This is a genomic window from Streptomyces sp. NPDC058195 (genome assembly GCF_042883525.1).
Classification (GTDB): Bacteria; Actinomycetota; Actinomycetes; order Streptomycetales; family Streptomycetaceae; genus Streptomyces.
Map to the genome: position 1 here is coordinate 65,231 of NZ_JBHVVM010000017.1, position 23,802 is coordinate 89,032.

Below are 23,802 nucleotides of genomic sequence, written 5' to 3' on the forward strand. Positions count from 1 at the left end.
CAGCGGCGAACGGAGCGGAACCGTACGGCGACGCACCGGGGCCGGGTCCGGTGCGCCGCCGGGCCGGGAGCCCCGGGAGCGCGGGGCGGGCTCCCGGGGCGGTGTCGGTGGGGTACCCGGGGTGATCGTCGGCGGTGATGACAAACTGGACGGCATGGCTTACGACGATCTTCGTTCCCTCCTCCGGGCCCTGGAGCGTGAGGGCGATCTCAAGCGCATCAAGGCCGAGGTCGACCCGTATCTGGAGGTCGGCGAGATCGTCGACCGGGTCAACAAGGCGGGTGGCCCCGCGCTGCTCTTCGAGAATGTCAAGGGGTCCTCGATGCCCCTGGCCATGAACGTCTTCGGGACCGACCGGCGGCTGCTCAAGGCGCTCGGGCTGACGTCGTACGCCGACATCAGCGACAAGATCGGCGGGCTGCTCCGGCCGGAGCTGCCGCACGGATTCGTCGGGGTGCGGGAGGCCTTCGGGAAGCTCGGCTCGATGGTGCACGTGCCGCCGAAGAAGGTGAAGCAGGAGAGCGCGCCCGTCCAGGAGGTCGTCCTCACCGGCGACGACGTGGACCTGGACCGGCTCCCCGCGCTCTTCACCTGGCCCGAGGACGGCGGCTCCTTCTTCAACCTGGGGCTCACCCACACCAAGGACCCGGAGAGCGGCATCCGCAACCTGGGGCTGTACCGGCTCCAGCGCCACGACCGCCGCACCATCGGCATGCACTGGCAGATCCACAAGGACAGCCGCAACCACTACCAGGTCGCCGCCCGGCGCGGGGAACGGCTGCCGGTCGCCATCGCGTTCGGCGCACCGCCCTCGGTGACGTACGCCTCGACCGCGCCGCTGCCGGGGGACATCGACGAGTACCTCTTCGCCGGGTTCATCCAGGGCAAGCGGATCGAGATGGTCGACTGCAAGACCGTGCCGCTCCAGGTGCCCGCGCAGGCGGAGGTCGTCCTGGAGGGGTGGCTGGAGCCCGGGAAGACGCTGCCTGAGGGGCCGTTCGGCGACCACACCGGTTTCTACACCCCGCAGGAACCGTTCCCCGCGCTGACCATCGACTGCGTGACCATGCGGCGGCGTCCGCTGCTCCAGTCGATCGTGGTGGGCCGTCCGCCGACCGAGGACGGGCCGCTGGGGCGGGCCACCGAGCGGTTCTTCCTGCCGCTCCTCAAGATCATCGTGCCGGACATCGTGGACTACCACCTGCCGGAGGCGGGCGGCTTCCACAACTGCGCGATCGTCTCGATCGACAAGAAGTACCCGAAGCACGCCCAGAAGGTGATGAGCGCGATCTGGGGCGCGCACATGATGTCGCTGACCAAGCTGATCGTGGTGGTGGACTCCGACTGCGACGTCCATGATCTGCACGAGGTGGCCTGGCGGGCGCTCGGCAACACGGACTACGCGCGGGACCTGACGGTCACCGAGGGCCCCGTCGATCACCTCGACCACGCCTCCTACCAGCAGTTCTGGGGCGGCAAGGCGGGCATCGACGCGACGCGGAAGTGGCCCGAGGAGGGCTACACCCGGGACGGAGGCTGGCCGGAGATGGTCGAGTCCGACCGCGAGACGGCGGCGAAGGTCGACCGCCGGTGGAAGGAATACGGACTGTGAGCGCCGCCGAAGCAGCCCTGGGCTCCGGGCCCGTACGGCCGAACAGCAAGGTCAAGGCGTTCCTGCGGCTGGTGATGATCGAGCACTCGGTCTTCGCGCTGCCCTTCGCGTACATCGCCGCGCTGACCGCGATGTTCCTGGACGACGCGTCGATCCACTGGGTCACGCTGCTGCTGGTCACCGTCGCGATGGTGGGGCTGCGGACGTTCGCGATGGCCGCCAACCGGATCATCGACCGGGAGATCGACGCCCGTAACCCGCGCACCGCGGGCCGGGAACTGGTCACCGGTGCGGTCTCGGTGCGGTCGGCGTGGACGGGGGCGCTCGTCGCGGTCGTCTTCTTCCTGGGCGCGGCGGCGCTGCTGAACCCGCTCTGCCTGGCGCTGGCGCCGCTCGCGGTGGTGCCGATGGTGGTCTATCCGTACGGGAAGCGGTTCACCCACTACCCGCACGCGATCCTCGGGCTCGCCCAGGCGATAGGGCCGGTCGGCGCCTGGCTGGCGGTCACCGGGAGCTGGTCGTGGGACGCGGTGATCCTCGGGCTCGCGGTCGGTGTCTGGATCGGCGGCTTCGACCTGATCTTCGCCTGCCAGGACGTCCAGGCGGACCGGGCGCACGGGGTGCGTTCGGTTCCGGCCCGGTTCGGCATTCCGGCCGCGCTGTGGGGCGCCCGGGTCTGCCATGTGATCACGACCGGGCTGCTGGTCTGGTTCGGGCTGGCCACCGGGGCGGGGCTGTTCTACTGGATCGGCATGGCGATCGTGGCCGTCGCCTTCGTGTACGAGCACCGGGTGGTGCGCCCGCACGATCTGTCCCGGCTGAACCGGGCGTTCTTCTCGGTCAACGGCTTCATCGGGATAGCGCTCTTCGCCTGCGCGCTGCTGGACCTGCTGGTGCGGGGCCTGGCGGTCTGAGCGGAGCCTTCGGCCCGCAGGGGGTCAGCGGCGGCGGAAGACGAACGCCGCCGCTGTGCCCGCCATCAGGCCGAACAGATGGCCCTGCCAGCTGACCGCGGTGTTGGCGGGGGAGAGCCCCAGCAGGATCGACGAGCCCCAGACCGCGCCGACGACCAGTCCGGCGGCCATGTCGAGGACTCTGCGGTCCACGAAACCGCGTACGAGCAGATAGCCGAAGAGGCCGAAGACCAGCCCGGACGCGCCCGCTGTGGTGGAGTGCTCCGGCGAGACCAGCCAGACCCCGAGGCCGTCGACCACGATGATCGTCGCGGCCACGGCGGTGAACCGGCGGATGCCGCCGAGCGCGGCGAGGAAGCCGAAGACCAGCAGCGGGACGCTGTTGGACGCGACATGGCCGAAGCCGAAGTGGATGAAGGACGCGGGGACGACGTCCAGCAGCTCGGTGGCCCGGCGCGGCTCGATCCCGAAGCCGTCCAGCGCGTGGCCGGTCATCGTGTCGACGGCTTCGAGCAGCCAGAGGAGCGCCACCCAGGCCGCCATCAGCCGCGCCGCGGCCTTCGCCCGCTCGCCGACGGGCCGCTCCGGCGCCCTGTGCTCCGGGAGTGCGGTCATCGTGGCCCCCTGTCGTTCCGCTGTCGTTCCCGTCGCCGGGTCGTTCCCGTCGCCTGGGCGTTCCCGCCGGTCCTGGGCGTCCCCGTCCCCACCCCCGGGAACGCCCGGGGCACCGTCCACGGTTCCGGTTCCGGGCAGCCGGATAGGCTCAGGCGTGTGGATTCCGGGACATCAGTGAGCCAACAGCAGCGACGGCCTTGGATTGTCGGGGTTTCGGGAGCTTCGGGCACCCCGTTCGCCGCCGCGGTGCTGCGCGGTCTGCTGGCCGCGGGGGAGAGCGTCGATCTGGTGGTGAGCCGGGCCTCCCGGCTGACGCTGCTGGACGAGACCGGGATCGCGTTCCGCGACGGGCACTGGCGGGAGGATCTGCGCAGCTGGCTGGCGCGCGGCGCCGACGGGAAGCCGCACACCTTCGACGTGGACGTCGCGGGCGTCCGGCACTGGGCGGCCGGTGATCTCGCGGCCGGGCCGTCCTCGGGCTCGTACCCGGCGAAGGGGATGCTGATCGTCCCGGCCTCGACAGCCTGTGTGGCCGGAGTGGCGCTCGGGCTCTCGAAGGACCTGCTCCAGAGGGCGGCGAGCGTGACGCTCAAGGAGCGGCGGAAGCTGGTGGTCGCGGTGCGCGAGACACCGCTGAACGGGCAGACGCTGAAGCATCTGGTGAGCCTGGACGAGGCGGGCGCCGTGGTGCTGCCCGCCTCTCCGGCGTTCTACGCGGGGGCGACGCACATCCAGGATCTGGTGGACTTCGTCGCCGGGCGGGTACTGGACGCGGCAGGAGTGCCGCACGGCCTGTACCGCCGGTGGGAGGGGGAGCTCGGTGGCGGCTCCCGTGGCTGAGCTCGGTGCTGAGCCTGATTCCGTACCAGCCGGGCCGGTGATCAGCGCTTCTTCATGGCGCGCGGCTTGCGGGTCCGGTCGACCCGGTGCGCGGCGGCGGGCTGGTGGGCACGCGAGCGGTTGGCCAGGTCCTGAAGCTCGCGCATCCGGGCGTAGGCCATCTCGATCGTGTACACGGTCTACTCACTCCTGAAGATTCGAAAGTGTTTCTGCGGAAAATCGGGAAGATTTGCAGGCTGTGGGGCCTGCATGCCTTAGATTCTACACACAGACTCGCGATACTGCTGAACAATGGAAGGTTTCAGTCATATGGACGCGGTGGACAGGCAGCTCATCCAGGCACTCCGGGAGAACGGCAGGGCCTCGTACGCCGAGCTGGGGCGGCTCGTCGGGCTCTCCGGGCCCAGCGTCACCGACCGCATCAACCGGCTGGAATCCGCCGGTGTCATCACCGGCTACCGCGCCACCGTCGACGCCGCGTCCCTGGGGCTCGGGGTCACGGCCCTGATCGGAATCTCGCTCTCCGACGCGGCGGACCACGAGGACGTGGCGCGGCGGCTGAAGGACCTCGCGGAGATCGAGGACGCCTGGTTCATCGCGGGCGACGACTCGTACATGCTCAAGGTGCGTGTCGGGGACGTGGACGGCCTGGAGCGCACCATCCGCCGCCTCAGCGGTACGAGGGGCGTCTCGCGCACGCGTACCACGATCGTGCTCTCCACCAAGTGGGAGAACCGGGTCGGCGAACTGCCCGAGCAGTCGTAGGCGTACCGTGGTGGAGCCCCCGGGTGGCCGGGGGTTTCACCCGGTATCGGCCAGCACCGGGACCACGCACAGTACGTCGACAACTGGGAGGCAGCCGCATGGACGTCGGGCTCAAGCGCGAGCTGGAGGAGAAGGTCCGCGCGGGTGAGCGCCTGACCCGTGAGGACGGCATCGCGCTCTACGAGTCGGATGACCTGGCGTGGCTCGGCGGCCTCGCGCACCAGGTGCGTACCCGGCTGAACGGTGACGTCGTGCACTTCAACGTCAACCGGCACCTCAACATGACCAATGTGTGCACCGCGTCGTGCGCCTACTGCTCGTTCCAGCGCAAGCCGGGCGAGAAGGACGCGTACACCATGCGCATCGAGGAGGCCGTCCGTCTCGCGAAGGCGATGGAGGGCGAGAGCCTCACCGAGCTGCACATCGTCAACGGGCTGCACCCCACCCTGCCGTGGCGGTACTACCCGCGTTCGCTCAGCGCGCTGAAGGAGGCCCTGCCGCAGGTCTCCCTCAAGGCGTTCACGGCCACCGAGATCCACCACTTCGAGACGATCTCCGGGCTCTCCGCCTCCGAGATCCTCGACGAGCTGATCGAGGCCGGTCTGGAGTCGCTGACCGGCGGTGGCGCGGAGATCTTCGACTGGGAGGTCCGCCAGCACATCGTGGACCACGACACCCACTGGGAGGACTGGTCCCGCATCCACCGCCTGGCGCACGAGAAGGGGCTCAAGACCCCGGCGACCATGCTGTACGGGCACATCGAGGAGCCCCGGCACCGCGTCGACCACGTGCTGCGGCTGCGTGAGCTCCAGGACGAGACCGGCGGCTTCCAGGTCTTCATCCCGCTGCGCTACCAGCACGACTTCGTGGACATGAAGGACGGCAAGGTCCGCAACAAGCTCCAGGCGCGGACGACGATGGCGACCGGCGCCGAGGCGCTGAAGACCTTCGCGGTCTCGCGGCTGCTCTTCGACAACGTGCCGCACGTCAAGGTCTTCTGGGTGATGCACGGCGTGCAGACCGCCCAGCTCGCGCTCCAGCACGGTGCGGACGACATGGACGGCTCGGTCGTCGAGTACAAGATCACCCACGACGCGGACAACTTCGGTACGCCGAACAAGCTCGGCCGCGACGATCTGCTGGACCTGATCCGCGACGCGGGCTTCCGGCCGGTCGAGCGCAACACGCGCTACGAGATCATCCGCGAGTACCCGGGCCCGGACGCCGGGCGGCGCGAGTCGCCGCAGCCGATGCGCGTCTGACCTCGAAGCATCCCGCGCGGGAAGCCCTGGCCTCTGGAATTCGCCTTCCGGCCAGGGCTTTCTCGCGTTTCGGACAGGGCTTGGGCTCTGTGGATGTAATAGTTAAACTCCACCTATGACTCTTACGTTCGAGCTGGATCCGAAGGTCGACACCGCGCTGCGCGAGGGCATCGTCGCGCTGTGGGCGGATGTCTCCAACGCGGGCGGCGCGGTGGGCTTCGTGCCGCCCGTCACGGCCGACGACATCCGGCCCGAGCTCGCCCGTCACCTGGCCGCGATGGACGCGGGCCGCACCCGTCTGCTGGTCGGCCGCGACGCGGACGGGGCCGTCGCCGCCACCGCCTTCCTCGCCCTCAACGCCCACCGGCTGATGGCCCACTGGCTCTGGCTGTACACGGTGATGGTCCACCCCCGCCACCAGGGCAAGGGGTACGGGCGCGAGCTGATGGACGCCGCGGCGGCCGCGGCCCGCGGCATCGACGGCATCGAGGCGATCCGGCTCACCTGCCGGGGCGGCACCGGCGCCGACCGCTTCTACGGCTCCTGCGGCTACAAGGAGGTCGGGCGGGTGCCCGACGCGATCCGGGTCGCGGACGGGGACGACCGCGACGACATCATCATGCTGCTGCCGCTGGGTACGGTCTGACGTCCGGCCCGGCCGGGACCTCCTTTGGCGGAGCCCTCCGAACTGATCGATTCCGGGGCATGCTTCACTGGTCGGGCAGGATCCAGGACGTCATCCGCCGAGAGAGGGGCCACTTGTGTCCGCTGCCAAGCCGAGCGCGACGATTCGGTACACCGCGATGCGCCTCAGCATCTTCGTCGGCTGCTTCGTCGTCGCGGCCGTGGCCGTCCACTTCGGTCTGCTGCCCGCCGGGACGAACGGCTCCAATATCGTCTGGGTGATTCTGCTCGCCCTGGTCCTGTCCGCGCCGCTCAGCTACGTACTGCTGCGCAAGCAGCGCGACGAGATGTCCGAGCAGATCGTCACCAAGGTCGACCACGCCAAGCGGCGCCTGGAGGCCAACCGCAACCGCGAGGACCACGTCACCTCCTGACCTCCCGGTGGCCGCGGGAGCGGTGTGAGGGACGGGTAAGTTTCCTCACACCCCCACGGCCCGCCCCGCGGTTTCCACGGAACCCCGGTACCAGAGCACCCGCTCCGGTACCGGGGTTTGTGTCGTTCCGGGCTGATTCGGACGGGTTCGGGGCCGGGCATGGGGCGGGCGCGAAGAGGGAAGAGTCAAAGAAGACCTTTGAGGTTCCCAAAGTTCAAGTGTTAACGTGTTGGGCATGAAGACAGCAGTGCGCCCTCGACACGCCACGAGCGTCCCGCTCGTGGAGCGCCTGCACGTCGACCTCTGCCGCTGTATGTCCGCGGTCTGTTGCCGCGCTGTCTGAACGGCATCATGCAGCGGCGCCGCCCCTGACGCGGGCGCCGCACCCCGTCCCCGCTTCCCTGCCTCCGTGCGCCCCGATGCGTCACATCTGGAGTATGTCCGTGTCCGCGAATCCCGCGCCGACCGCTGCCGACCGTCCGTCCGGCTCCGGTTTCCGTCTTCCCAAGGTCCCGTTCTGGGCCCAGATAGTCGCCGGTCTCGTCCTCGGTGTCGTCCTGGGCTGGCTGGCCCGCAGCTACGACATCGGCTGGCTGTACACCACGCTCGACAAGGTCGGCCACATCTTCGTCCAGCTGCTGAAGCTGGCCGTCGCGCCGCTGGTCTTCTTCGCGATCCTGGTGTCGATCACCAACCTGCGCAAGGTCAACAACGCCGCCCGGCTGGCCACCCGCACCCTCCTCTGGTTCATGATCACCTCGCTGATCGCGGTCGCCATCGGCCTCGCGATCGGCCTGGTCACCAACCCGGGCTCGGGCACCGGCCTCACGCCGAAGGACGGCAAGCTGCCGGAGCACGCGGGCTCCTGGCTCGACTTCCTGACCGGCATCATCCCGGACAACGTGATCACGCCGTTCACCGAGCTGAACGTGCTCCAGATCGTCTTCATGGCCGCCGTCGCCGGGATCGCCGCCCTTCAGCTCGGCGAGAAGGCCCAGCCGATCCTCTCCCTCAGCGAGTCCGTGCTGGAGCTGCTCCAGAAGGCCCTGTGGTGGGTCATCCGCCTCGCCCCGATCGGCACCGTCGGCCTCATCGGCTACGCGATCGCCGACTACGGCTGGGACCTGATCGGCAAGTACGCCACGTTCACCGCCGACATCTACATCGGCTGCGCCCTGGTGATGTTCGGCGTCTACCCGCTGCTCCTGGCGACCGTCGCCAAGCTCAGTCCGGTGCAGTTCTTCAGGGGCGCCTGGCCGGCCATCCAGCTGGCCTTCGTCTCCCGCTCCTCGGTCGGCACCATGCCGGTCACCCAGAAGGTCACCGAGCGCCTCGGTGTCCCGAAGGAGTACGCCTCCTTCTCGGTCCCGTTCGGCGCCACCACCAAGATGGACGGCTGCGCCGCGATCTACCCGGCGCTGGCGGCGATCTTCATCGCGCAGATCTTCGATGTGCAGCTCGGGGTCGGCGACTACATCCTGATCGCCTTCGTCTCGGTGATCGGTTCGGCGGCCACCGCCGGTCTCACCGGCGCGACGGTCATGCTGACCCTCACGCTGTCGACGCTGGGCCTCCCGCTGGAGGGTGTCGGCCTGCTGATGGCCATCGACCCGATCCTCGACATGATGCGTACGGCCACCAACGTGGCGGGCCAGGCGCTGGTCCCGGTCATCGTCGCGGCCCGCGAGAAGATCCTCGACCACGACGCGTACAACTCGGCCACCTCCTCCCCGGTCGACGGCGAGGCGCGCGACGCCGAGGTCCGCGACGCCGAGGTCCGCGACGCCGAACCGGAGCGGGTGCCGGTCTCCGCGTAGCCGGTCCGCACCTCACGCGTACGGCACACACCACGCGTACGAAGCACGGGGCGCGCCCCCGGTCCGCGAGCACGGACCGGGGGCGTCCTCGTACCCTTACCGGGGGAGAGCGGTACGCCGGGGGCGGAAGGAAGTCGACGTGGGTGCGGTGAAGAACAAGCGGATGCCGCGGGCCGTGCGCGAGCGGCAGATGATGGACGCCGCTGTGCGGACGTTCGGGCAGCGCGGGTACCGGGCCGCGTCGATGGACGAGATCGCCGAGCTGGCGGGGGTCTCCAAGCCGCTCGTCTACCTCTACCTCCACTCCAAGGAGGAACTCTTCACCGCCTGCATCAGACGCGAGGCGAAAGCGCTGGTCGACGCGGTACGGGCGGGTGCGGAGCCGGGCCTTCCGGCGGATCGGCAGCTCTGGTCCGGGCTGCGGGCGTTCTTCACGCACACGGCCGAGCACCCGGACGGCTGGGCGGTGCTGCACCGCCAGGCGCGTACCCACGGGGAGCCGTTCGCCGACGAGGTGGCGGCGATGCGCGACGAGATCGTCGCGTTCGTGACGGAGCTGATCGGGGCCGCGGCCCGCGAGGCGCACCGCGACCCCGCGCTGCCCGACCGCGATGTGGCGGGGCTCGCGCAGGCGCTGGTGGGGGCCGCGGAGTCGCTCGCCGGCTGGGCCAACGAGACCCCGGGCGTCTCGGCGAAGGAGGCCGCGGCCACCCTGATGAACTTCTCCTGGGCGGGCCTGGAGAACCTTATGAACGGCCGTTCCTGGCAGCCTCCGGCGTCCCCGGACCGGGAGCGCGCCGCATCCGCCCGGTGAGGTGGACGCGGCCGGTGGTGCCGCGCAGCTGGAAGCCGGTGTCGTCGGCCGCGTAGGTGACGGCGGCGGGCAGCAGGACCGGGGCCCGGAAGTCGGCCCGTACGTGGTGGACCCGCTCCGGGTACGGGGTCTGGGCCAGGCAGCGGGCGACGGTCCACATGCCGTGGGCGATGGGCCGGGGGAAGCCGAAGAGCCGGGCGGTCAGCGGGTACAGGTGGATGGGGTTGCGGTCGCCGGAGGCGGCACCGTACCGCCGTCCCAGATCGCCGGGGAGCCGCCATTCGGCGACGGCGGGAAGCTCCGCGGCGGGGGAGGGGGCCAAGGGAGCGTCCTGGGCCGGGGCGCTCCGGGCGTGCCGGGAGAGGTAGCCGCTGCGGGACTCCCAGACGAGCGTGCCCGCCCGCCGCGCCTCGGTGGCCATCGTGACCTCGGTGCCGCGCCGGTGCGGGGTCAGCTCCTGCGCGTACACGGTGAGTTCGAGTGCGTCGGCGGGGTGCACGGGGTGGTGGCGGGTGATCTCGATCCAGGTGTGGACGAGCCCGAGCACCGGCAGGGGGAAGGGCCGGGCCGCCATCAGCCCCAGGGTGAGCGGAAAGCCCAGCACATGCGGATAGGTGAGCGGCAGGGCGCCGGAGCCGGTGAAGCCGCAGACCTCGCGGTACGCGGCGAGCGGGCCGGGCGGGACCGGCGAGGCCGCCCGGACGGCCCGGTCGGCGGGGAGCACGGCGCCGGGGGCACCGGCCTTCTTGAACAACGAGGTGACGGCCGCCCGTGCGAGGGTCGCGTTCAGCTGCGGCACGGGGTCACGCCCCCAGCAGGCTCTGGCCGCAGACCCGCACGACCTGGCCGTTGACGGCCGCCGAGCCGGGCTGGGCGAACCAGGCGGTCGTCTCGGCGACGTCGACCGGGAGGCCGCCCTGGGCGAGGGAGTTCATCCGGCGGCCCGCCTCCCGGATGAAGAGCGGCACGGCCGCGGTCATCTTCGTCTCGATGAAACCGGGTGCCACCGCGTTGACCGTGATGCCGTGGTCGGCGGCGGCGCGCGGGGCCAGGGAGCGGACCAGCCCGATGACGCCCGCCTTGCTCGCCGCGTAGTTCGTCTGGCCGTTGTTGCCCGCGATCCCGGCGATGGACGCGGTGGCGACGATCCGGCCGCCGCGGTGGAGGGTGCCCGCCTCCAGCAGGGCGTCCGTGGTGCGCAGCACGGAGCCGAGGTTCACGTCGATGACCGGGGCCCAGCGGTCGGCGGGCATGTTCGCGAGGCGGCGGTCGCGGGTGATGCCCGCGTTGTGGACGAGTACGTCGAGGCCGCCGGGGACCGCGTCGGCGATCCGCTCCGCGGCATCGTCGGCGGTGATGTCCAGCGGCAGCGCCGTGGCGCCGAGCCGCTCGGCGGTGGCGGCCAGCTCGTCGTGCGCGGCCGGGACGTCCAGGCAGAACACCTGGGCGCCGTCCCGGGCCAGCACCGAGGCGACCGAGGCGCCGATGCCGCGCGCCGCGCCGGTGACCAGCGCGGTGCGCCCGGCGAGCGGGGACGCCCAGTCGGCGACGGGCCCGGGGACGGCGGCGGTCAGCTCGATCACCTGGCCGCTGACGTACGCGGACCGGGGCGAGAGCAGGAAGCGCAGGGTGGATTCGGCCGCGTCGACACCTTCCGGGGCGATCCGGAGCAGCTGTACGGTGGCGCCCCTGCCGATCTCCTTGCCCAGGGAGCGTACGAAGCCCTCCAGCGCCTGCTGGGCGGCGGCCTGGTGGTGGTCGTCGGCCGACGGGCGCACCCCCAGCACCACGACGCGCCCGCCCGGGGCGAGGGAGCGGATCACCGGATGCAGCGCCGCGTGGACCCGGGCGAGCCCGTCCGGGGTGACGACTCCCGTCGCGTCCAGCACGATCCCGGCGGGGCGTCCGGAGGTGCCGGGGCCGGGGGCGGGGGCGCCGGGTTCCGCCACGTCGAGACCGGTCGCCGCGAGGAGCGCGCCCAGCCGTCCGGTCACCGCGGAGTCCCCGGCGGTGAGGTGGAGCAGCGGGCCGTCCAGCGTCGGCGTCCCGGGCGACCAGCGGCGCAGCGCGGCGGGCCGCGGCAGCCCGAGCCGCCGGGTCAGGAACCGGCCGGGTGCTGTGCCGGTGAAGTGCAGATAGCGGTCAGCCATTGTCCAGACTCCCTGCGCGGTCGTAGATTTACTCTGGAGTAAGGTTACTCAAGAGTCAGGAGATGGTCGAGATGATCCCCCTCGCACTCCCGCAGCCCCGCAGGGTCGCGGTCATCGGCGGCAGCCGCGTCCCGTTCGCGCGCTCCGACGGCCCCTACGCGCAGGTCTCCAACCAGCAGTTGCTCACGGCCGCGCTGGACGGTCTGGTCGAGCGCTTCGGGCTCCGGGGGCAGCGGGTCGGCGAGTTCGTCGCGGGCGCGGTGCTCAAGCACAGCCGGGACTTCAACCTCGCCCGGGAGACCGTCCTCGGCTCGGCACTCGACCCGCGCACCCCCGCGTACGACGTCCAGCAGGCGTGCGGGACCGGGCTCCAGGCGGTGATCGCCGCCGCGAACAAGATCATGCTGGGGGCGGTCGACTCGGCGGTCGCGGGCGGCGCCGACACCGCCAGCGACGCGCCCCTCGGCGTCAACGACGAACTGCGCCGGCTGCTGCTGGCCGCCCGCCGGGCGACGTCGGCAGGCGCCCGGATCAAGGCACTCGCCGGGGTGCGCCCCCGCCACCTCGTCCCGGAGATCCCGCGCAACGCGGAGCCCCGTACGGGTCTTTCGATGGGCGAGCACGCGGCGATCACCGCCCGCCGGTGGGGGATCGGCAGGGAGGACCAGGACCTGCTCGCAGCCACCAGCCACCAGCGGCTCGCGGCGGCGTACGAGCGCGGCTTCCTGGACGATCTGGTGGTGCCGTTCCAAGGGCTGGAGCGCGACCAGAACCTGCGCCCCGGCTCCACGGCGGAGAAACTCGCCACGCTGAAGCCGGTGTTCGGCACCGCTCACCCCGACGCCACGATGACCGCGGGCAATTCGACCCCACTCACCGACGGGGCCGCGACCGTGCTGCTGGCGAGCGAGGAGTGGGCCCACGAGCACGGCCTGGAACCGCTCGCCTACCTCTCCTTGTACGAGACGGCCGCGGTCGATCATGTGCACGGCGAGGACGGGTTGTTGATGGCTCCGGCGTACGCCGTGCCGCGCCTGCTGGAGCGCGCCGGTCTGGCCATCGAGGACTTCGACCTGTTCGAGATCCACGAGGCCTTCGCCTCGCAGGTGCTGGCCACCCTGGCGGCCTGGGAGAAGCAGGGGCTGGCCCCGGTCGACCGGGCCCGGCTCAACGTCGTCGGCTCCTCACTCGCCACCGGCCACCCGTTCGCCGCGACCGGCGCCCGGATCGTCGCCACGCTGGCGAAGCTGCTGGCGGAGCGGGACGCGCCGTCGCGGGGCCTGATCTCGATCTGCGCGGCGGGCGGCCAGGGCGTCACGGCCATCCTCGAACGCCCCTGACCCCTGACCCCGGAGCGCGCAGAGCAACGGCCGCGCTCGGAACACGCAGAGCCCGTATCGCGTGTACGGCGCCGCGCGCGGAGCGCGTAGCGCACCACCGCGCGCGGAACACCTGCCGTACGCATCGCACGTACAGCACAGCACCGGCCGCCGGAGGCATCCGGCGCCACCGCCCGCCACCACGCCGAGGAGCCGCACGTGTCCACGCCACCCACCGCATCCGCCTCCGCATCCGCCTCCGCGGGCGTTACGCCCGCCGCCGGACCCGTCCTCGTCGAACCCGTGCTCACCCGGGGCCCGGACGGCGCGGTCCGGCAGGCCTCCGTACCGCCCGCCGCCCCGCAGGTCCGCCGCGGCTCGCTCGCCGAGATCCCGTTCGACAACGCCCGCGAGGCCCCCGCCGAGGCCGTACTCAGCCGCAAGCAGCCGGACGGCACGTGGCAGGACGTGACGAGCGCGGAGTTCGCCGAGGAGGTCCAGGCCGTCGCCAAGGGCCTGATCGCGGAAGGGCTCGGCCCCGGCGCCCGGATCGCGATCATGGCCCGCACGACGTACGAGTGGACGCTGCTGGACTTCGCTGCCTGGGCGGCCGGGCTCGTCACCGTGCCGATCTACCCGACCTCCTCCGCCCTCCAGGCCCGCTGGATCCTCCAGGACTCCGGCGCCGCGGCGTGTGCCGTCGAGACCACGGAGCAGGCCCGCCTGGTCAGCCAGGAACGCAAGCAGCTCGACGGGCTCGCCCACCTCTGGCAGTTCGACACGGGCGCCCTCGGCCGTCTGCGGACGGCGGGCCGCGACGTCCCCGACGCCGAAGTCACCGCCCGCCGCGCCGCGCTGGCTCCGGAGACCCCCGCGACGCTCATCTACACCTCCGGCACCACCGGCCGCCCCAAGGGCTGCGTCCTCAGCCACGGCAACTTCTTCGCCGAGGTGGACAACGCGATCGAACTGCTCCACCCGGTGTTCAAGTCGGTCAGCAAGTACCCCGCCTCCACCCTGCTCTTCCTGCCGCTCTCGCACGTCTTCGGGCGCATGGTCGCGATCGGCTGCCTGCGGGCCCGGGTCCGCCTCGGCCACGCCCCGTCCATCAGGACCGAGGACCTGCTCGACGACCTGGCCGGCTTCCGGCCGTCGTTCCTGCTGGCCATCCCGTACGTGCTGGAGAAGGTGTACAACACCGGCCGGGCCACCGCCGAGAAGATGGGCCGCGCCGCGTCCTTCGACCGGGCCGCCCGGATCGCCCGGCGGTACGGGGAGGCCGTCGAGGCCGCCGAGCACGGCACCGGGCCCGGCCCGGGGATCGGTCTGCGGGCCGCCCGCGCCCTGTACGACCCGCTGGTCTACCGCCGCATCCGGGCCGCGCTCGGCGGCCACGTCCGGTACGCGATCTGCGGCGGCTCCCCGCTGGGCCACCGCCTCGCGGCGTTCTACGCGGGCGCGGGCATCGAGATCTACGAGGGCTACGGCCTCACCGAGACCACCGCCGCCGCCACCGTCACCCCGCCGCTCAGGCCACGCCTGGGCACCGTCGGCTGGCCGCTGCCCGGTACCGCCGTACGGATCGCGGACGACGGCGAGGTGATGCTCAGCGGCGGCCAGGTGTTCCAGGGGTACTGGGACGGGGAGCGGGGCCGGTCCGTGCCCGCGCGGGAGGGCGGCTGGTTCGCCACGGGAGACCTGGGCGCCCTCGACGACGACGGCTATCTCACGATCACCGGCCGCAAGAAGGACATCATCATCACCTCCGGCGGCAAGAACGTCACTCCGGCCCCGCTGGAGGACTGGCTGCGCGCCCACCCCCTGATCAGCCAGTGCATGGTGGTCGGCGACAACCGCTCCTTCGTCACCGCACTGATCACCCTGGAGCCGGACGGGCTCGCGCACTGGCGCCGGATGACGAAGAAGCAGGACGTCCCGATCCGGGAACTGGTCGACGACGACGAACTGCGCACCACCCTGCAACGCGCCGTCGACGAGGCCAACCAGCTGGTCTCGCGCGCGGAGTCGATCCGTAAATTCGCGGTCCTGCCGGTCGACTTCACCGAGGAGGGCGGCCACCTGACCCCCTCTCTGAAGATGAAGCGTGCCGCGATCGCCCGCGACTTCGAGGCGGAGATCGAGGCGCTGTACCGGAAGTGAGCGGTGCCCCGGGTCCGGCGAGCTGACCACGGCCGCCCCGGGGCGGCGGAACGGTGCGCGCCCGTCGTCCCGGGTCGGTGGAACGGTGCGCGGCCGTCGCCCCGGGTCGGTGCGCGCCCGTCGTCCCCGGGTCGGTGCGCGCCCGTCGTCCCCGGGGCGGCCGTGCGCATCGGGCCGTACGCGGAGCGGCCGGAAGGTTATGTAAAGAGTCCGCTCGAACAGTTCGACCACGGAGTGTCCGGCCGGGACGTCCCCGTGCGGAATCCCCGTGATGGCCCAACACCGCCCATTCATAAGGAATTCGGTGCGCGTCGAGGGGGCGTTGTTGCGGATGATCCGAAGAAATTCCTTCCCGGAACTCCCTTGCCTCGTACGGGTTCCGCGCACGGATTTACGTGCGCCCCGGCGTGCGCCCGGCGGTTTCGTACGCAAGGTCAAACGCGGCGTGTCCCAAGGTAAAGAGACGGTCACGTCGGTATAGATATACGGGCCTTCGCAGGAGGGCGGCGCGGCGTCCCGTACGGCACGGGCGCACCGCCGCGCCCCTTCCCTGCGTCCGCGCGCCGCAGGAGCCCACGTCAACGGCATCCGGGGCGGCGAAAGAACCTCTCAACCCCTTTTCACCCCCCACGGATACACCGGGCCGTCGGCCCGGTGTGTCGACGACTCATCGGCAAGGAGACGCCGTGCGTTACGGAACTGCGCTGCGGGAAGAAGTCCGGGCCCCGGGAACGACCCCGCTCATCGGTATCTACGACATGTATTCGGCCTCGGTGGTGGCCCGCCACTACGACGGGTTCTTCGTGTCCGGATTCGGCTTCGCGGCCTCGCACTACGGGCTGCCGGACATCGGGTTCATCGCCTGGCCGGACATGGTGGCCTTCGTGGAGCGGCTGCGGCTGGCCTTCCCGGCCCACCACCTGCTGGTGGACATCGACGACGGCTACGTCGATCCCGAGGTCGCCTGCCATGTGGTGCAGCGCCTGGAGCGGATCGGCGCCTCCGGGATCATCCTGGAGGACCAGAAGCGCCCGCGGCGCTGCGGCCACGCGGACGGCAAGCAGGTGCTGCCGCTGGAGGAGTACCTGGAGAAGCTCGACCTGGTGCTGAGGAGCAGGCGCGATCTGGTGGTCGTGGCCCGCACGGACGCCACGGAGGAGTCGGACATCCTGCGCAGGGCCGAGGCGCTGGCGGCGACGGACGCCGATGTGGTGCTGGTCGACGGGGTGCGCAGCGCCGAGTGGATCAAGCGCATCCGTGAGGTGGTCGGGGACAAACCGCTGCTGTTCAACCAGATCGCGGGCGGCAAGTCGCCCCGGCTCTCGCTCTCCGAACTGACCGATCTGGGCTGTCAGGTGGCGATCTACAGCACCCCGTGCCTGTTCGCCGCGCACGCCGCGATCGACTCCGCGCTGACGGAGCTGAAGGTGGCCGACGGGCGTCTTCCGGAGTTCGTGCCCTCGGAGGGGATCGGGGTGCGGCGCTCGACGGAGCTGCTGGAACGCAACATCAGCCGCCACCACCCGGCTCCCGCGGCCGTCTGAGCCCCACGCCGCCCGCCCGCAGACTCCGTACGGTCCCCGCCCCGCGCATCGGGCGGGGACCGTACGGCCGCACGAGAAGGACACCCCCCCCATGCCACGAACGCCCCTTCCCTTCATGCCGCGCGCCGCTCTCCTGGTCACCCTCACCGCCCTCTGCCAGGCCGCCACCGGCACCGCCTGGGCGGACGCCCCGGACGGAGGGATGGAGACCCACCACGGGCCCTCCCTGATCACCATCGACAACTCCAACGCCGACTCCTGGCTGGAGGTGGACCGGACCCTGAACGTGCTGGGCCCCTTCAGCAAGGGCACGGCGGGCAGCGACCACGACGGCGGCGGAGGCGCGATCGACCAGCACGTCTCGTCCTCCCAGGCCGTCGGCGTCCAGGCGGCCCCCGACGAACAGGCCGACGAGGACGACGAGGACGAGGACGCCGTGCCCCCGGCGCCCGTGCCCCCCGCGTCGGCGCCCCCGGAGTCCGCGCCCCCGGAATCCGCGGCAACGGGCGGCGACGACCCGGAGGGTGACGCCGACCACGGCACCGGCGCCTGATCGCGCCCTACGTGCGCGCCGACCGGGCCTGGATCAGCGCGGATCCACGGTGTGCGTGTGCGCGGGTACCGGAGACCGGCCCTTGAACCGGTCCTGGTGACGCGCTTCGATTCCGTCGGTGCCGCACGCGTCCCGCTCGGCCAGGAACTGCCCGTACAGGGAGGGAAGAACCTCAAACACCCCCTGGTCGTCGGCATGGTGGTGCAGCAGAATCCGCCTCCAGGGCCAAGCGGGATGGAAGACGTCGTACCGCGTCTCGATCCACCGGCTCCACCCCGAGTCCATCGGGAGCCCCGGTTCCTCGGGGGCGGCGTGCGAAACGCCGATGAAATAGCCGGTCAGGAAGACCGAGACGGATTCCACCGTGCGCTCGCCGGTGAACATGGCAGGACGGCGGCACAGATTTTCCAGGAGGTCCAGAAAGCGCGCGTTATCCATTCGGCGATCGTATGTGACCTGCGGATCTGTGGATCTGCGGATCTGTGGACCTGCGGAGCCGTGCGGCGGCGGGAGGCGGGAGTCGGGAATCGAGAGGAAGGGGGCCGCCGGGATCTGGGGCGGGCGGACATGCTGACCGCTACGGGGCTCCGGTAACGGGTGAAACAGGGGATCGCCACTCGATCGTGTGGCCGGGCCGGTGTTCCGGCCCGGCCACGGCCTGGCGCCCTGAAGCCTGGTGGAGCCGCCGCCCGCTCCATGGACGGCGGCTCCACCACGACCACCGCTCACGGACTGAGAAGATTTCATGGCTGAGGCACTGAAGTACGGCGACAAGATCCACCTGCAGAACGCGTACAACACCTGGGGCGGCGGCTACCTCGACACCAACGGCGGCAGCTCCGCGAACGGCGCCGTCTACGGGGTCTCCACCGCGGACAGCCCGACCCGCGGCGCGGGTACCGGGACGTGGGAGATCGCCTCTGCCGAGGGCAAGGCCACCGGCACGATGGTGGCCAGCGGCGACCTGATCACCCTGCGTAACCTCTATAGCGCCGGAAGCTATCTGGACACCAACGGGCACGCCTCCGCGGACCAGAAGAAGGCCGGTGCCAAGTTCGACGTCCTCACCGCCAAGAGCGACGACCGCGGCACGGGCACCGCCGAGTGGCGGATCTTCGCCCAGACCTCCACCCCGCAGGACACCTCCGTCCACATCGGTGACACCGTCCACCTGTGGAACACCTACGCGGGCAACGGCGGCTTCCTGGAGACCAACGGCCTCGGCCCCGCTGGCGGTAAGTACGACGTGTGCACCAACGCCTACTACAACCGCACCGGCAACGTTGCCGACTGGCGCGTCTCCCGCGCCTGACCCGCTCCACGCGGTCCCCGGGCCTTGCGCCGGGCTCCGTGCGGAGAACCACAGCGGCGCCCGCCCCCGCCACTCGGGAGGCGGGCGCCGCCGCTGTTCTCCGGCCGGACCGCCCGATCCGCCCGTTTACATGCCATTCAGAGGCGGATGCCGCGTAAATCCGACATGGTGTAAGGGGGCCCCTCACTGCGTCCGGGCGGGACAGCCATGAAGCAACCAGAGATCGATTACCTGGCGGTGTTCCAGGCACTTCCGGGGGCGGTGGCTCTTCTGACCCCGGAGTTGTTCTTCGCGGACGTCAACGAGGAGTGGCTGCGCGTGGTCGACCGCAGTCGCGAGCGCGTGATCGGCCACTACATGCCCGACGACTACGCCGACACACCGAACCATCCCAACGCGGTCGTGGCGCGCAATATCGGGGAGTCCCTGCGCCGGGTCGCGAGGACCGGCAGGACCGAGACCATGGAGTTGCAGCGGTTCGACCCGACGGACACCGTGGTCCGGCCCCGGACGGTGGAAGCGCGCTTCTGGAGCATCACCAACATCCCTGTCCCCGACGCGGAGGGGCGGGTCGCGATGCTGCTGCACCGGGTGGCGGATGTCACCGAACTGATCCGGGCCCGCGCGGTCGCGCTGAGCCTGCAGGAAGCGATGCTGCCCGCACCGCGCGCCATCGGGCATCACCCGGTGGCCGTGCGCTACCGGCCCGCCGTCCGCGCCCTGGAGGTGGGCGGCGACTGGTACGACCTGGTGGACCTGCCGGGCGACCGCCTCGGGGTCGCCGTGGGCGACGTGGTCGGTCACGGACTGTTCGCGGCCACCGTCATGGGGCAGCTGCGCAGCGCGCTCAGCGCCGCCTCGCGCTCCTGCGGCGGTCCCGCCCGCGCCCTGGAGATCCTGGAGCTGTACGCCGACTCCGTCGTAGGGGCCGAGAACACGACGGTGGCCAGCGCGCTCATCGACTGGAGCACCCACCAGATCACCTACAGCAGTGCCGGGCACCTGCCACCGGCCCTGCTGCGGAGCGACGGCTCCGTGGAGTTCCTGGACCGGGCCACCGATCCGCCGCTCGGCGCCCGCCTCGTCCAGGGCCCCTGGTCGCAGGCCACGGTGCCCTTCACCGAGCGCTCGTTTCTCGTGCTGTACACCGATGGCCTGATCGAGCGCCGGGACGAGGACATCGACACCGGTCTCGCCCGGCTCGCGGCCTCCCTGACCCGCCACCGCGGAGCCGGGGCCGAAACTCTCGCCGATGCCGTACTGGTGGATCTGCTGCCGTCGACGGGCCTCGCCGACGACACCGCCCTCGTCATCGTGCCGCTGTAGGCGGCAGCGGGATGCGCGGGGGGCGGCGGACGCGGAGCGGCCCGTCGACGGCAGCAGGACGCCCATGCGGCCTGATCGGGCGTGACGTCCAGCCGGGAATTCCCTCGGAAGCGCCTCGCGCAACGTGCGGGTTCCGAGAGGACTTTCGCGGACGGCGACCTGCGAAACGCGATCACTCCGGGGTCTCTTGCGGCTGAACACGGAGAGCGCTGACGGGAGGTGACGCAGCGTCAGTGATGAGGGCTTCCCTCGTCGTTCTCCATGGGGGCGCGGGTCCGCCTGCGGCGGCCGTGAAAATCGCTGTCCACGTGCGGGAAGGCGGTGGTAGAGAGTCCCGGTGACAACGACACTTGAGTTCCCCGCTCTGCTGCGACTGATCGACGAACGGTCGACCGCCTTCCGCGCCGCGGTCGCCTCCGCGCCGAGCCTCGACGCACAGGTGCCGACCTGCCCCGAGTGGACGCTGTTCGATCTGGCGCAGCACATCGGCGAGGGGCGCCGCTCCTGGGCCGCCACCGTCGCCGCGGGGCCTGCTCCGGCCAAGTCCGCAGCGGAGGGCGCCCCCGCTGCGCCTCGGGAGCGCGAGGCCCTGCTGGCCTGGTTGGCGGAGTCCATGGAGCAGCTGCTGGACGCACTGCGCGAGGCCGGTCCGGACCGTGGTTGCTGGACGTGGTGGGAGACGTCGCAGTCGCCGCAGACCTCCGGTGCCGTAGCGCGGCACCAGCTCCAGCAGATCGCGGTGCACACCTACGACGCCCAGATCACCGTGGGGGCCCCGCAGCCGCTGTCGGCCGAGGTGGCACTCGACGGTGTCGACGAGTTCCTGTCCACCTGCGTCGCGACGACGAGTGCCTGGCCGCACGTGCCCGCTGCCATCGACTTCCACGCCTCCGAGGGACGCTCCTGGCGCCTCTCGCTCTCCGCCGACGGCGCACGGACCACCCCTCTGCCCGCGCCCGGCACCCTGTCGGCCACCGCTGCCGGCCAGGACCCGGACGTGGTCAGTGCCTCCGTCCGGGGCACGGCTGACGAGCTGGTCCTCATCCTGCACGGCCGTATCCCGTTCGACTCCCTGAGGCTCGACGGCGACCGGCGTCTCTTCGACCAGCTCAGCGCCTGGGATCCGGAGGAGTAGGACGTGACGGTGCGTCCCCTCGCACAGGACCGGGCCGAGTGAGCCGAGCTGTTCCTCCACCAACGCGACGCTGGAGTAAGCGGCGTTGCCGGTGGCCGTCATCTCCGGCTTCACCCCGCCGTCCAGGTCCAGCAGCGCGTCCAGGGTGTGCGGGGAGTCGCGCGGCGTACCGCGGCGTCGGCGGCGGGGACAGCTTCGAGGCCGGGCACGCGGACCGGCCCGAGGCGGATGCCGTGCCCGTTCTCAGGCCGCCCCATGCCGTCGATGTCAGTGCCGGGTGCCATGGTGAGACCGGCCATGTGGCCACGGCCCCGCTGGCCACGGCCGTCAGGGACGTCCCCGGGGGTGCGGCCGATGCCGAGCCGCTGGACGGGCAGGCGCCGGTCGGCGCCGGACTTCCGGGGGTACGGGGTACGGGGGACGGACCGCGGGCGACTGGGCGGTGCGGGGAACGGCGGAGACCCTGCGGGCCTGGGCCGGGCATCTTGCCTTCCGGCCGGTCAAGCAGCCCGGCCGGGCAGAGCGGCGGAGACGAGGAGTGGGTGTGACGGGAGAGTCCCGGGGCGACGGCGCGGAGGCCGGTGGGCGTTTTGTGCTGCACCGGTTCAACGGCGATGAGGTGTACCGCCTCGGGGAGGCCGTGGTGCGCGTGCTCCGTTCGGACGAGGGCGGCGCTGGCGGCGAGGGCGCAGGCCGGGGCGTGACGGTGTGGTTCGAGGCGCTGGCGGATCCGGAGGGCGCGCGGCGCTGCGCGGACACGGCGGAGGCGGGCATGGTCCCGTCCGCCGAAGTGGGTGTCGGGATGGCGGAGGCCGAGGCGGACATCGACCGGCTGGTGGGACGTACGTTCCTCATGCCCGGCGTGCCCGAGGGCGAGGATTCGGCCCTGTCCCTCCTCTACTACTTCGAGCACGAACCACTGCGCGCCAACCGGATCACCGTCGTCTCGCGCGACGGCGACCGCCTCCGGCTGCGCTGGACGGGGGAGTGCGACGACGTGAACTTCTACGACGGGAGCAAGCCCCCGACCCGGATCGAGGTCGAGGGCGACTTCCTCTACCGCGACTCGCGCGACCCGGCGGCTACCAGGTCACGGGAAGGCGCAGAGGGCTCCGGGTGAGGGCGCTCCTGCGCCATTCGACGGCGTCGGCCGGCATGGCCAGGCGCAGGGTGGGCAGCCGGGCGGCCAGCCGGTGAAGGGCGAGGCGGAGTTCCGCGCGGGCCAGGGAGACGCCCAGGCAGTAGTGGTGTCCTCCGCCGAAGGCGAGGGTGGGGTGCTCCAGCGGGGCGAACAGGTCGGCGAAGGGGTCGCCGGGGAAGGCCGCGGGGTCGCGGTTGGCCGCGCCGCGGTCGAGGGTGACGAGCTCTCCCGCCCGGACGGTGGTCCCGGCGATCTCCAGGTCCTCGGTGGCGCGTAGCGGGTTGGTGCGCTTGCCGGGGTCGTTGAGCGGGATCAGGTGGGCCAGGCGCTCGGCCAGCAGTCCTGCTGCCGCCTCGTCGGAGCCCAGGCGGGCCCAGTCCTGAGGGTGTTCGCTCAGGAGGCAGAGGAGGCTGTTGCCCAGCATGGTCATGGTGGTGTCGTAACCGGCCACGACGAGGGTGGTCACGAGGTTGACGAGAGAGGGCTCGGGGATGCCGCCTTCGCGGTCGGCGGCCTGTACAAGGGTGCTGATCAGGTCCGGTCCGGGGGAGCGTCGGCGGTCGGCCATGAGGCGGGTGGTGAACTCGGTGAACTCCCGGGCGGCCTGCGCCGTTTCGTCCCGTGTGACCGAGGCGTCGGGGAAGGCGCGTTCGGTCCAGTGCAGCAGCCGGGTGTCGTCGAGGTCGTGGATTCCCAGCAGCTTGTTCATGACGGCGATGGGGAGGGGTCGGGTGTAGTGGCCGACGAGGTCCGCGGGCGGGCCGTGGTGCGCGAGGCCGTCGACCAGCCGGTCGGCGACCTCGGCGATCTGCGGTGCGAGGTGGTCGATCGCGTGGGGGGTGAAGACGCCCTTGGCGGTGTGGCGCAGCCGGGTGTGCGCGGAGCCGTCCTGCTTGGCCATGGCATCGGTGGTGTCGGAGAGCGGCGAGGCGGCTGCGGCGGGCAGGACGGCGCGGACGAACCGGGCGTCGGCCAGCACCTGGCGGACGTCGTCGTAGCGGGTGAAGTGCCAGGCGGGGCTGGAGTCGGGCAGGGCCGTGCGCCGGGGCGGGCCGGGGGGCTCGACCGGCAGCCGGTGCAGGGGAAGGGCTTCCTCGTCGTCGGTCATGATCCTCCTCAACAAAGCGGCGGCCTGTGATGCCGGGGCGAGGGCACCCCGGTTCCCCGGGCACGGACGCGTGCGGGCCCCTGCGGCGGAGCGTGGCGGGGTACGGCGGGGGTCGGGGGCGGGCGGGTGGTGCAGGGGGTGGCCGTCGCCTCCGGCCCGGGACCGCGCGGCTCCGGCACCGCCACGCGCACGCCAGGACGAACACAGAGTGGCCGCGTGATGACTATACGTGCGGAATGTGTGGTGATCGCTGGTGGCCGCGGCCGGGTCGTGCGCGCCGCGCCCCGTCCGCGCGTGGTCCGGGGAGGACGGGCCGCCACGCTCGCCCGCCGCTCCCGGCGGCGCCCCGGAGGCGCC

The 23,802-nt window shown here is 71.7% G+C and carries 25 protein-coding genes; 18 read left to right on the forward strand and 7 right to left on the reverse strand.

Going from position 1 to position 23,802, the window contains the following annotated elements; translation table 11 throughout:
- Window positions 1–154 precede the first annotated feature (154 nt).
- On the forward strand, window positions 155–1,612 hold the full coding sequence (locus ACFVWY_RS21705; RefSeq protein ID WP_389874842.1) for a menaquinone biosynthesis decarboxylase: 1,458 nt from the start codon (window positions 155–157) through the stop codon (window positions 1,610–1,612).
- A complete protein-coding gene (gene mqnP / locus ACFVWY_RS21710; protein ID WP_389874845.1) occupies window positions 1,609–2,526 on the forward strand; it encodes a menaquinone biosynthesis prenyltransferase MqnP in 918 nt (305 codons plus the stop codon). The genes ACFVWY_RS21705 and mqnP overlap by 4 nt, the downstream gene beginning before the upstream one ends.
- A gap of 24 nt (window positions 2,527–2,550) precedes the next feature.
- On the opposite strand, the gene ACFVWY_RS21715 is transcribed toward mqnP, so the two are convergent.
- Window positions 2,551–3,141 carry a rhomboid family intramembrane serine protease gene (locus tag ACFVWY_RS21715; RefSeq protein WP_389874847.1) on the reverse strand — a complete coding sequence of 197 codons (591 nt, stop codon included), beginning with the start codon at window positions 3,139–3,141 and terminating at the stop codon, window positions 2,551–2,553.
- Between the two features lie 174 nt (window positions 3,142–3,315).
- Here ACFVWY_RS21715 and ACFVWY_RS21720 point away from each other — a divergent pair, with 174 nt between their 5' ends.
- A complete protein-coding gene (locus ACFVWY_RS21720) occupies window positions 3,316–3,981 on the forward strand; it encodes a UbiX family flavin prenyltransferase (RefSeq protein WP_389874850.1) in 666 nt (221 codons plus the stop codon).
- A 41-nt stretch (window positions 3,982–4,022) separates the two neighbouring features.
- On the opposite strand, the gene ACFVWY_RS21725 is transcribed toward ACFVWY_RS21720, so the two are convergent.
- On the reverse strand, window positions 4,023–4,157 hold the full coding sequence (locus ACFVWY_RS21725) for a hypothetical protein (RefSeq protein WP_256260259.1): 135 nt from the start codon (window positions 4,155–4,157) through the stop codon (window positions 4,023–4,025).
- A 133-nt stretch (window positions 4,158–4,290) separates the two neighbouring features.
- On the opposite strand from ACFVWY_RS21725, the gene ACFVWY_RS21730 reads away from it, so the two are divergent.
- From ACFVWY_RS21730 to ACFVWY_RS21755, 6 genes are all read left to right on the forward strand, one after another.
- A complete protein-coding gene (locus ACFVWY_RS21730; RefSeq protein WP_389874853.1) occupies window positions 4,291–4,746 on the forward strand; it encodes an Lrp/AsnC family transcriptional regulator in 456 nt (151 codons plus the stop codon).
- Between the two features lie 98 nt (window positions 4,747–4,844).
- Window positions 4,845–6,008, forward strand: coding sequence for an aminofutalosine synthase MqnE (gene mqnE / locus ACFVWY_RS21735; protein WP_389874856.1), 1,164 nt, complete (start codon window positions 4,845–4,847; stop codon window positions 6,006–6,008).
- 115 nt (window positions 6,009–6,123) lie between these two features.
- Window positions 6,124–6,654, forward strand: coding sequence for a GNAT family N-acetyltransferase (locus tag ACFVWY_RS21740; RefSeq protein ID WP_389874858.1), 531 nt, complete (start codon window positions 6,124–6,126; stop codon window positions 6,652–6,654).
- Window positions 6,655–6,811: 157 nt separating this feature from the next.
- The gene (locus ACFVWY_RS21745; RefSeq protein WP_389875055.1) at window positions 6,812–7,066 is read left to right on the forward strand and encodes a DUF4229 domain-containing protein; all 255 of its coding nucleotides are present in this window, start codon (window positions 6,812–6,814) and stop codon (window positions 7,064–7,066) included.
- A 443-nt stretch (window positions 7,067–7,509) separates the two neighbouring features.
- A complete protein-coding gene (locus ACFVWY_RS21750; RefSeq protein ID WP_389874860.1) occupies window positions 7,510–8,883 on the forward strand; it encodes a dicarboxylate/amino acid:cation symporter in 1,374 nt (457 codons plus the stop codon).
- Between the two features lie 163 nt (window positions 8,884–9,046).
- Window positions 9,047–9,697, forward strand: coding sequence for a TetR/AcrR family transcriptional regulator (locus ACFVWY_RS21755; protein WP_389875058.1), 651 nt, complete (start codon window positions 9,047–9,049; stop codon window positions 9,695–9,697).
- Here the strand turns inward: ACFVWY_RS21755 and ACFVWY_RS21760 are convergent.
- A complete protein-coding gene (locus tag ACFVWY_RS21760) occupies window positions 9,630–10,496 on the reverse strand; it encodes a MaoC/PaaZ C-terminal domain-containing protein (RefSeq protein WP_389874863.1) in 867 nt (288 codons plus the stop codon). The genes ACFVWY_RS21755 and ACFVWY_RS21760 overlap by 68 nt on opposite strands.
- Before the next feature lie 4 nt (window positions 10,497–10,500).
- Window positions 10,501–11,847 (reverse strand): 3-oxoacyl-ACP reductase, encoded by a 1,347-nt coding sequence (locus tag ACFVWY_RS21765; RefSeq protein WP_389874866.1) that lies wholly within the window; start codon window positions 11,845–11,847, stop codon window positions 10,501–10,503.
- Window positions 11,848–11,909: 62 nt separating this feature from the next.
- Between ACFVWY_RS21765 and ACFVWY_RS21770 the strand changes: the two genes are divergently transcribed.
- From ACFVWY_RS21770 to ACFVWY_RS21785, 4 genes are all read left to right on the forward strand, one after another.
- Complete coding sequence (locus ACFVWY_RS21770; RefSeq protein ID WP_389874869.1) at window positions 11,910–13,187, forward strand: acetyl-CoA C-acetyltransferase; 1,278 nt, start codon at window positions 11,910–11,912, stop codon at window positions 13,185–13,187.
- A 198-nt stretch (window positions 13,188–13,385) separates the two neighbouring features.
- Window positions 13,386–15,326 carry an AMP-dependent synthetase/ligase gene (locus ACFVWY_RS21775; protein ID WP_389874872.1) on the forward strand — a complete coding sequence of 647 codons (1,941 nt, stop codon included), beginning with the start codon at window positions 13,386–13,388 and terminating at the stop codon, window positions 15,324–15,326.
- Between the two features lie 686 nt (window positions 15,327–16,012).
- Window positions 16,013–16,870: an oxaloacetate decarboxylase gene (locus ACFVWY_RS21780; protein ID WP_389874874.1), complete on the forward strand. Its 858-nt coding sequence runs from the start codon at window positions 16,013–16,015 to the stop codon at window positions 16,868–16,870.
- A gap of 91 nt (window positions 16,871–16,961) precedes the next feature.
- Window positions 16,962–17,423: a hypothetical protein gene (locus tag ACFVWY_RS21785; protein WP_389874877.1), complete on the forward strand. Its 462-nt coding sequence runs from the start codon at window positions 16,962–16,964 to the stop codon at window positions 17,421–17,423.
- A 33-nt stretch (window positions 17,424–17,456) separates the two neighbouring features.
- Here ACFVWY_RS21785 and ACFVWY_RS21790 read toward each other — a convergent pair whose 3' ends face one another.
- Window positions 17,457–17,861 (reverse strand): hypothetical protein, encoded by a 405-nt coding sequence (locus tag ACFVWY_RS21790; protein ID WP_389874879.1) that lies wholly within the window; start codon window positions 17,859–17,861, stop codon window positions 17,457–17,459.
- A 307-nt stretch (window positions 17,862–18,168) separates the two neighbouring features.
- Between ACFVWY_RS21790 and ACFVWY_RS21795 the strand changes: the two genes are divergently transcribed.
- The 3 genes from ACFVWY_RS21795 (at window position 18,169) to ACFVWY_RS21805 (ending at window position 21,196) form a co-directional block, all read left to right on the forward strand.
- Window positions 18,169–18,735 carry a hypothetical protein gene (locus ACFVWY_RS21795; protein ID WP_389874882.1) on the forward strand — a complete coding sequence of 189 codons (567 nt, stop codon included), beginning with the start codon at window positions 18,169–18,171 and terminating at the stop codon, window positions 18,733–18,735.
- A gap of 207 nt (window positions 18,736–18,942) precedes the next feature.
- Window positions 18,943–20,061 carry a PP2C family protein-serine/threonine phosphatase gene (locus tag ACFVWY_RS21800; RefSeq protein WP_389874885.1) on the forward strand — a complete coding sequence of 373 codons (1,119 nt, stop codon included), beginning with the start codon at window positions 18,943–18,945 and terminating at the stop codon, window positions 20,059–20,061.
- Window positions 20,062–20,398: 337 nt separating this feature from the next.
- On the forward strand, window positions 20,399–21,196 hold the full coding sequence (locus ACFVWY_RS21805; protein ID WP_389874888.1) for a maleylpyruvate isomerase N-terminal domain-containing protein: 798 nt from the start codon (window positions 20,399–20,401) through the stop codon (window positions 21,194–21,196).
- 110 nt (window positions 21,197–21,306) lie between these two features.
- Here ACFVWY_RS21805 and ACFVWY_RS21810 read toward each other — a convergent pair whose 3' ends face one another.
- A complete protein-coding gene (locus tag ACFVWY_RS21810; RefSeq protein ID WP_389875069.1) occupies window positions 21,307–21,480 on the reverse strand; it encodes a hypothetical protein in 174 nt (57 codons plus the stop codon).
- Between ACFVWY_RS21810 and ACFVWY_RS21815 the strand changes: the two genes are divergently transcribed.
- Window positions 21,430–21,744: a DUF6368 family protein gene (locus ACFVWY_RS21815; protein ID WP_389874891.1), complete on the forward strand. Its 315-nt coding sequence runs from the start codon at window positions 21,430–21,432 to the stop codon at window positions 21,742–21,744. The two genes, ACFVWY_RS21810 and ACFVWY_RS21815, sit on opposite strands and share 51 nt — an antisense overlap.
- Window positions 21,741–22,316 (forward strand): hypothetical protein, encoded by a 576-nt coding sequence (locus tag ACFVWY_RS21820; RefSeq protein ID WP_389874893.1) that lies wholly within the window; start codon window positions 21,741–21,743, stop codon window positions 22,314–22,316. The genes ACFVWY_RS21815 and ACFVWY_RS21820 overlap by 4 nt, the downstream gene beginning before the upstream one ends.
- Here the strand turns inward: ACFVWY_RS21820 and ACFVWY_RS21825 are convergent.
- Window positions 22,279–23,445, reverse strand: coding sequence for a cytochrome P450 (locus tag ACFVWY_RS21825; protein ID WP_389874896.1), 1,167 nt, complete (start codon window positions 23,443–23,445; stop codon window positions 22,279–22,281). The genes ACFVWY_RS21820 and ACFVWY_RS21825 overlap by 38 nt on opposite strands.
- Window positions 23,446–23,802: the final 357 nt, after the last annotated feature.

Bases quoted from the DNA above. Each gene is read 5' to 3' on its own strand.
- ACFVWY_RS21705 (WP_389874842.1), top strand. From the start codon at position 155: ATGGCTTACGACGATCTTCGTTCCCTCCTCCGGGCCCTGGAGCGTGAG.
- ACFVWY_RS21715 (WP_389874847.1), bottom strand. From the start codon at position 3,141: ATGACCGCACTCCCGGAGCACAGGGCGCCGGAGCGGCCCGTCGGCGAG.
- ACFVWY_RS21730 (WP_389874853.1), top strand. From the start codon at position 4,291: ATGGACGCGGTGGACAGGCAGCTCATCCAGGCACTCCGGGAGAACGGC.
- mqnE (WP_389874856.1), top strand. From the start codon at position 4,845: ATGGACGTCGGGCTCAAGCGCGAGCTGGAGGAGAAGGTCCGCGCGGGT.
- ACFVWY_RS21740 (WP_389874858.1), top strand. From the start codon at position 6,124: ATGACTCTTACGTTCGAGCTGGATCCGAAGGTCGACACCGCGCTGCGC.
- ACFVWY_RS21745 (WP_389875055.1), top strand. From the start codon at position 6,812: ATGCGCCTCAGCATCTTCGTCGGCTGCTTCGTCGTCGCGGCCGTGGCC.
- ACFVWY_RS21755 (WP_389875058.1), top strand. From the start codon at position 9,047: ATGCCGCGGGCCGTGCGCGAGCGGCAGATGATGGACGCCGCTGTGCGG.
- ACFVWY_RS21765 (WP_389874866.1), bottom strand. From the start codon at position 11,847: ATGGCTGACCGCTATCTGCACTTCACCGGCACAGCACCCGGCCGGTTC.
- ACFVWY_RS21770 (WP_389874869.1), top strand. From the start codon at position 11,910: ATGGTCGAGATGATCCCCCTCGCACTCCCGCAGCCCCGCAGGGTCGCG.
- ACFVWY_RS21785 (WP_389874877.1), top strand. From the start codon at position 16,962: ATGCCACGAACGCCCCTTCCCTTCATGCCGCGCGCCGCTCTCCTGGTC.
- ACFVWY_RS21790 (WP_389874879.1), bottom strand. From the start codon at position 17,861: ATGGATAACGCGCGCTTTCTGGACCTCCTGGAAAATCTGTGCCGCCGT.
- ACFVWY_RS21795 (WP_389874882.1), top strand. From the start codon at position 18,169: ATGGCTGAGGCACTGAAGTACGGCGACAAGATCCACCTGCAGAACGCG.
- ACFVWY_RS21800 (WP_389874885.1), top strand. From the start codon at position 18,943: ATGAAGCAACCAGAGATCGATTACCTGGCGGTGTTCCAGGCACTTCCG.
- ACFVWY_RS21810 (WP_389875069.1), bottom strand. From the start codon at position 21,480: ATGGCACCCGGCACTGACATCGACGGCATGGGGCGGCCTGAGAACGGG.
- ACFVWY_RS21825 (WP_389874896.1), bottom strand. From the start codon at position 23,445: ATGACCGACGACGAGGAAGCCCTTCCCCTGCACCGGCTGCCGGTCGAG.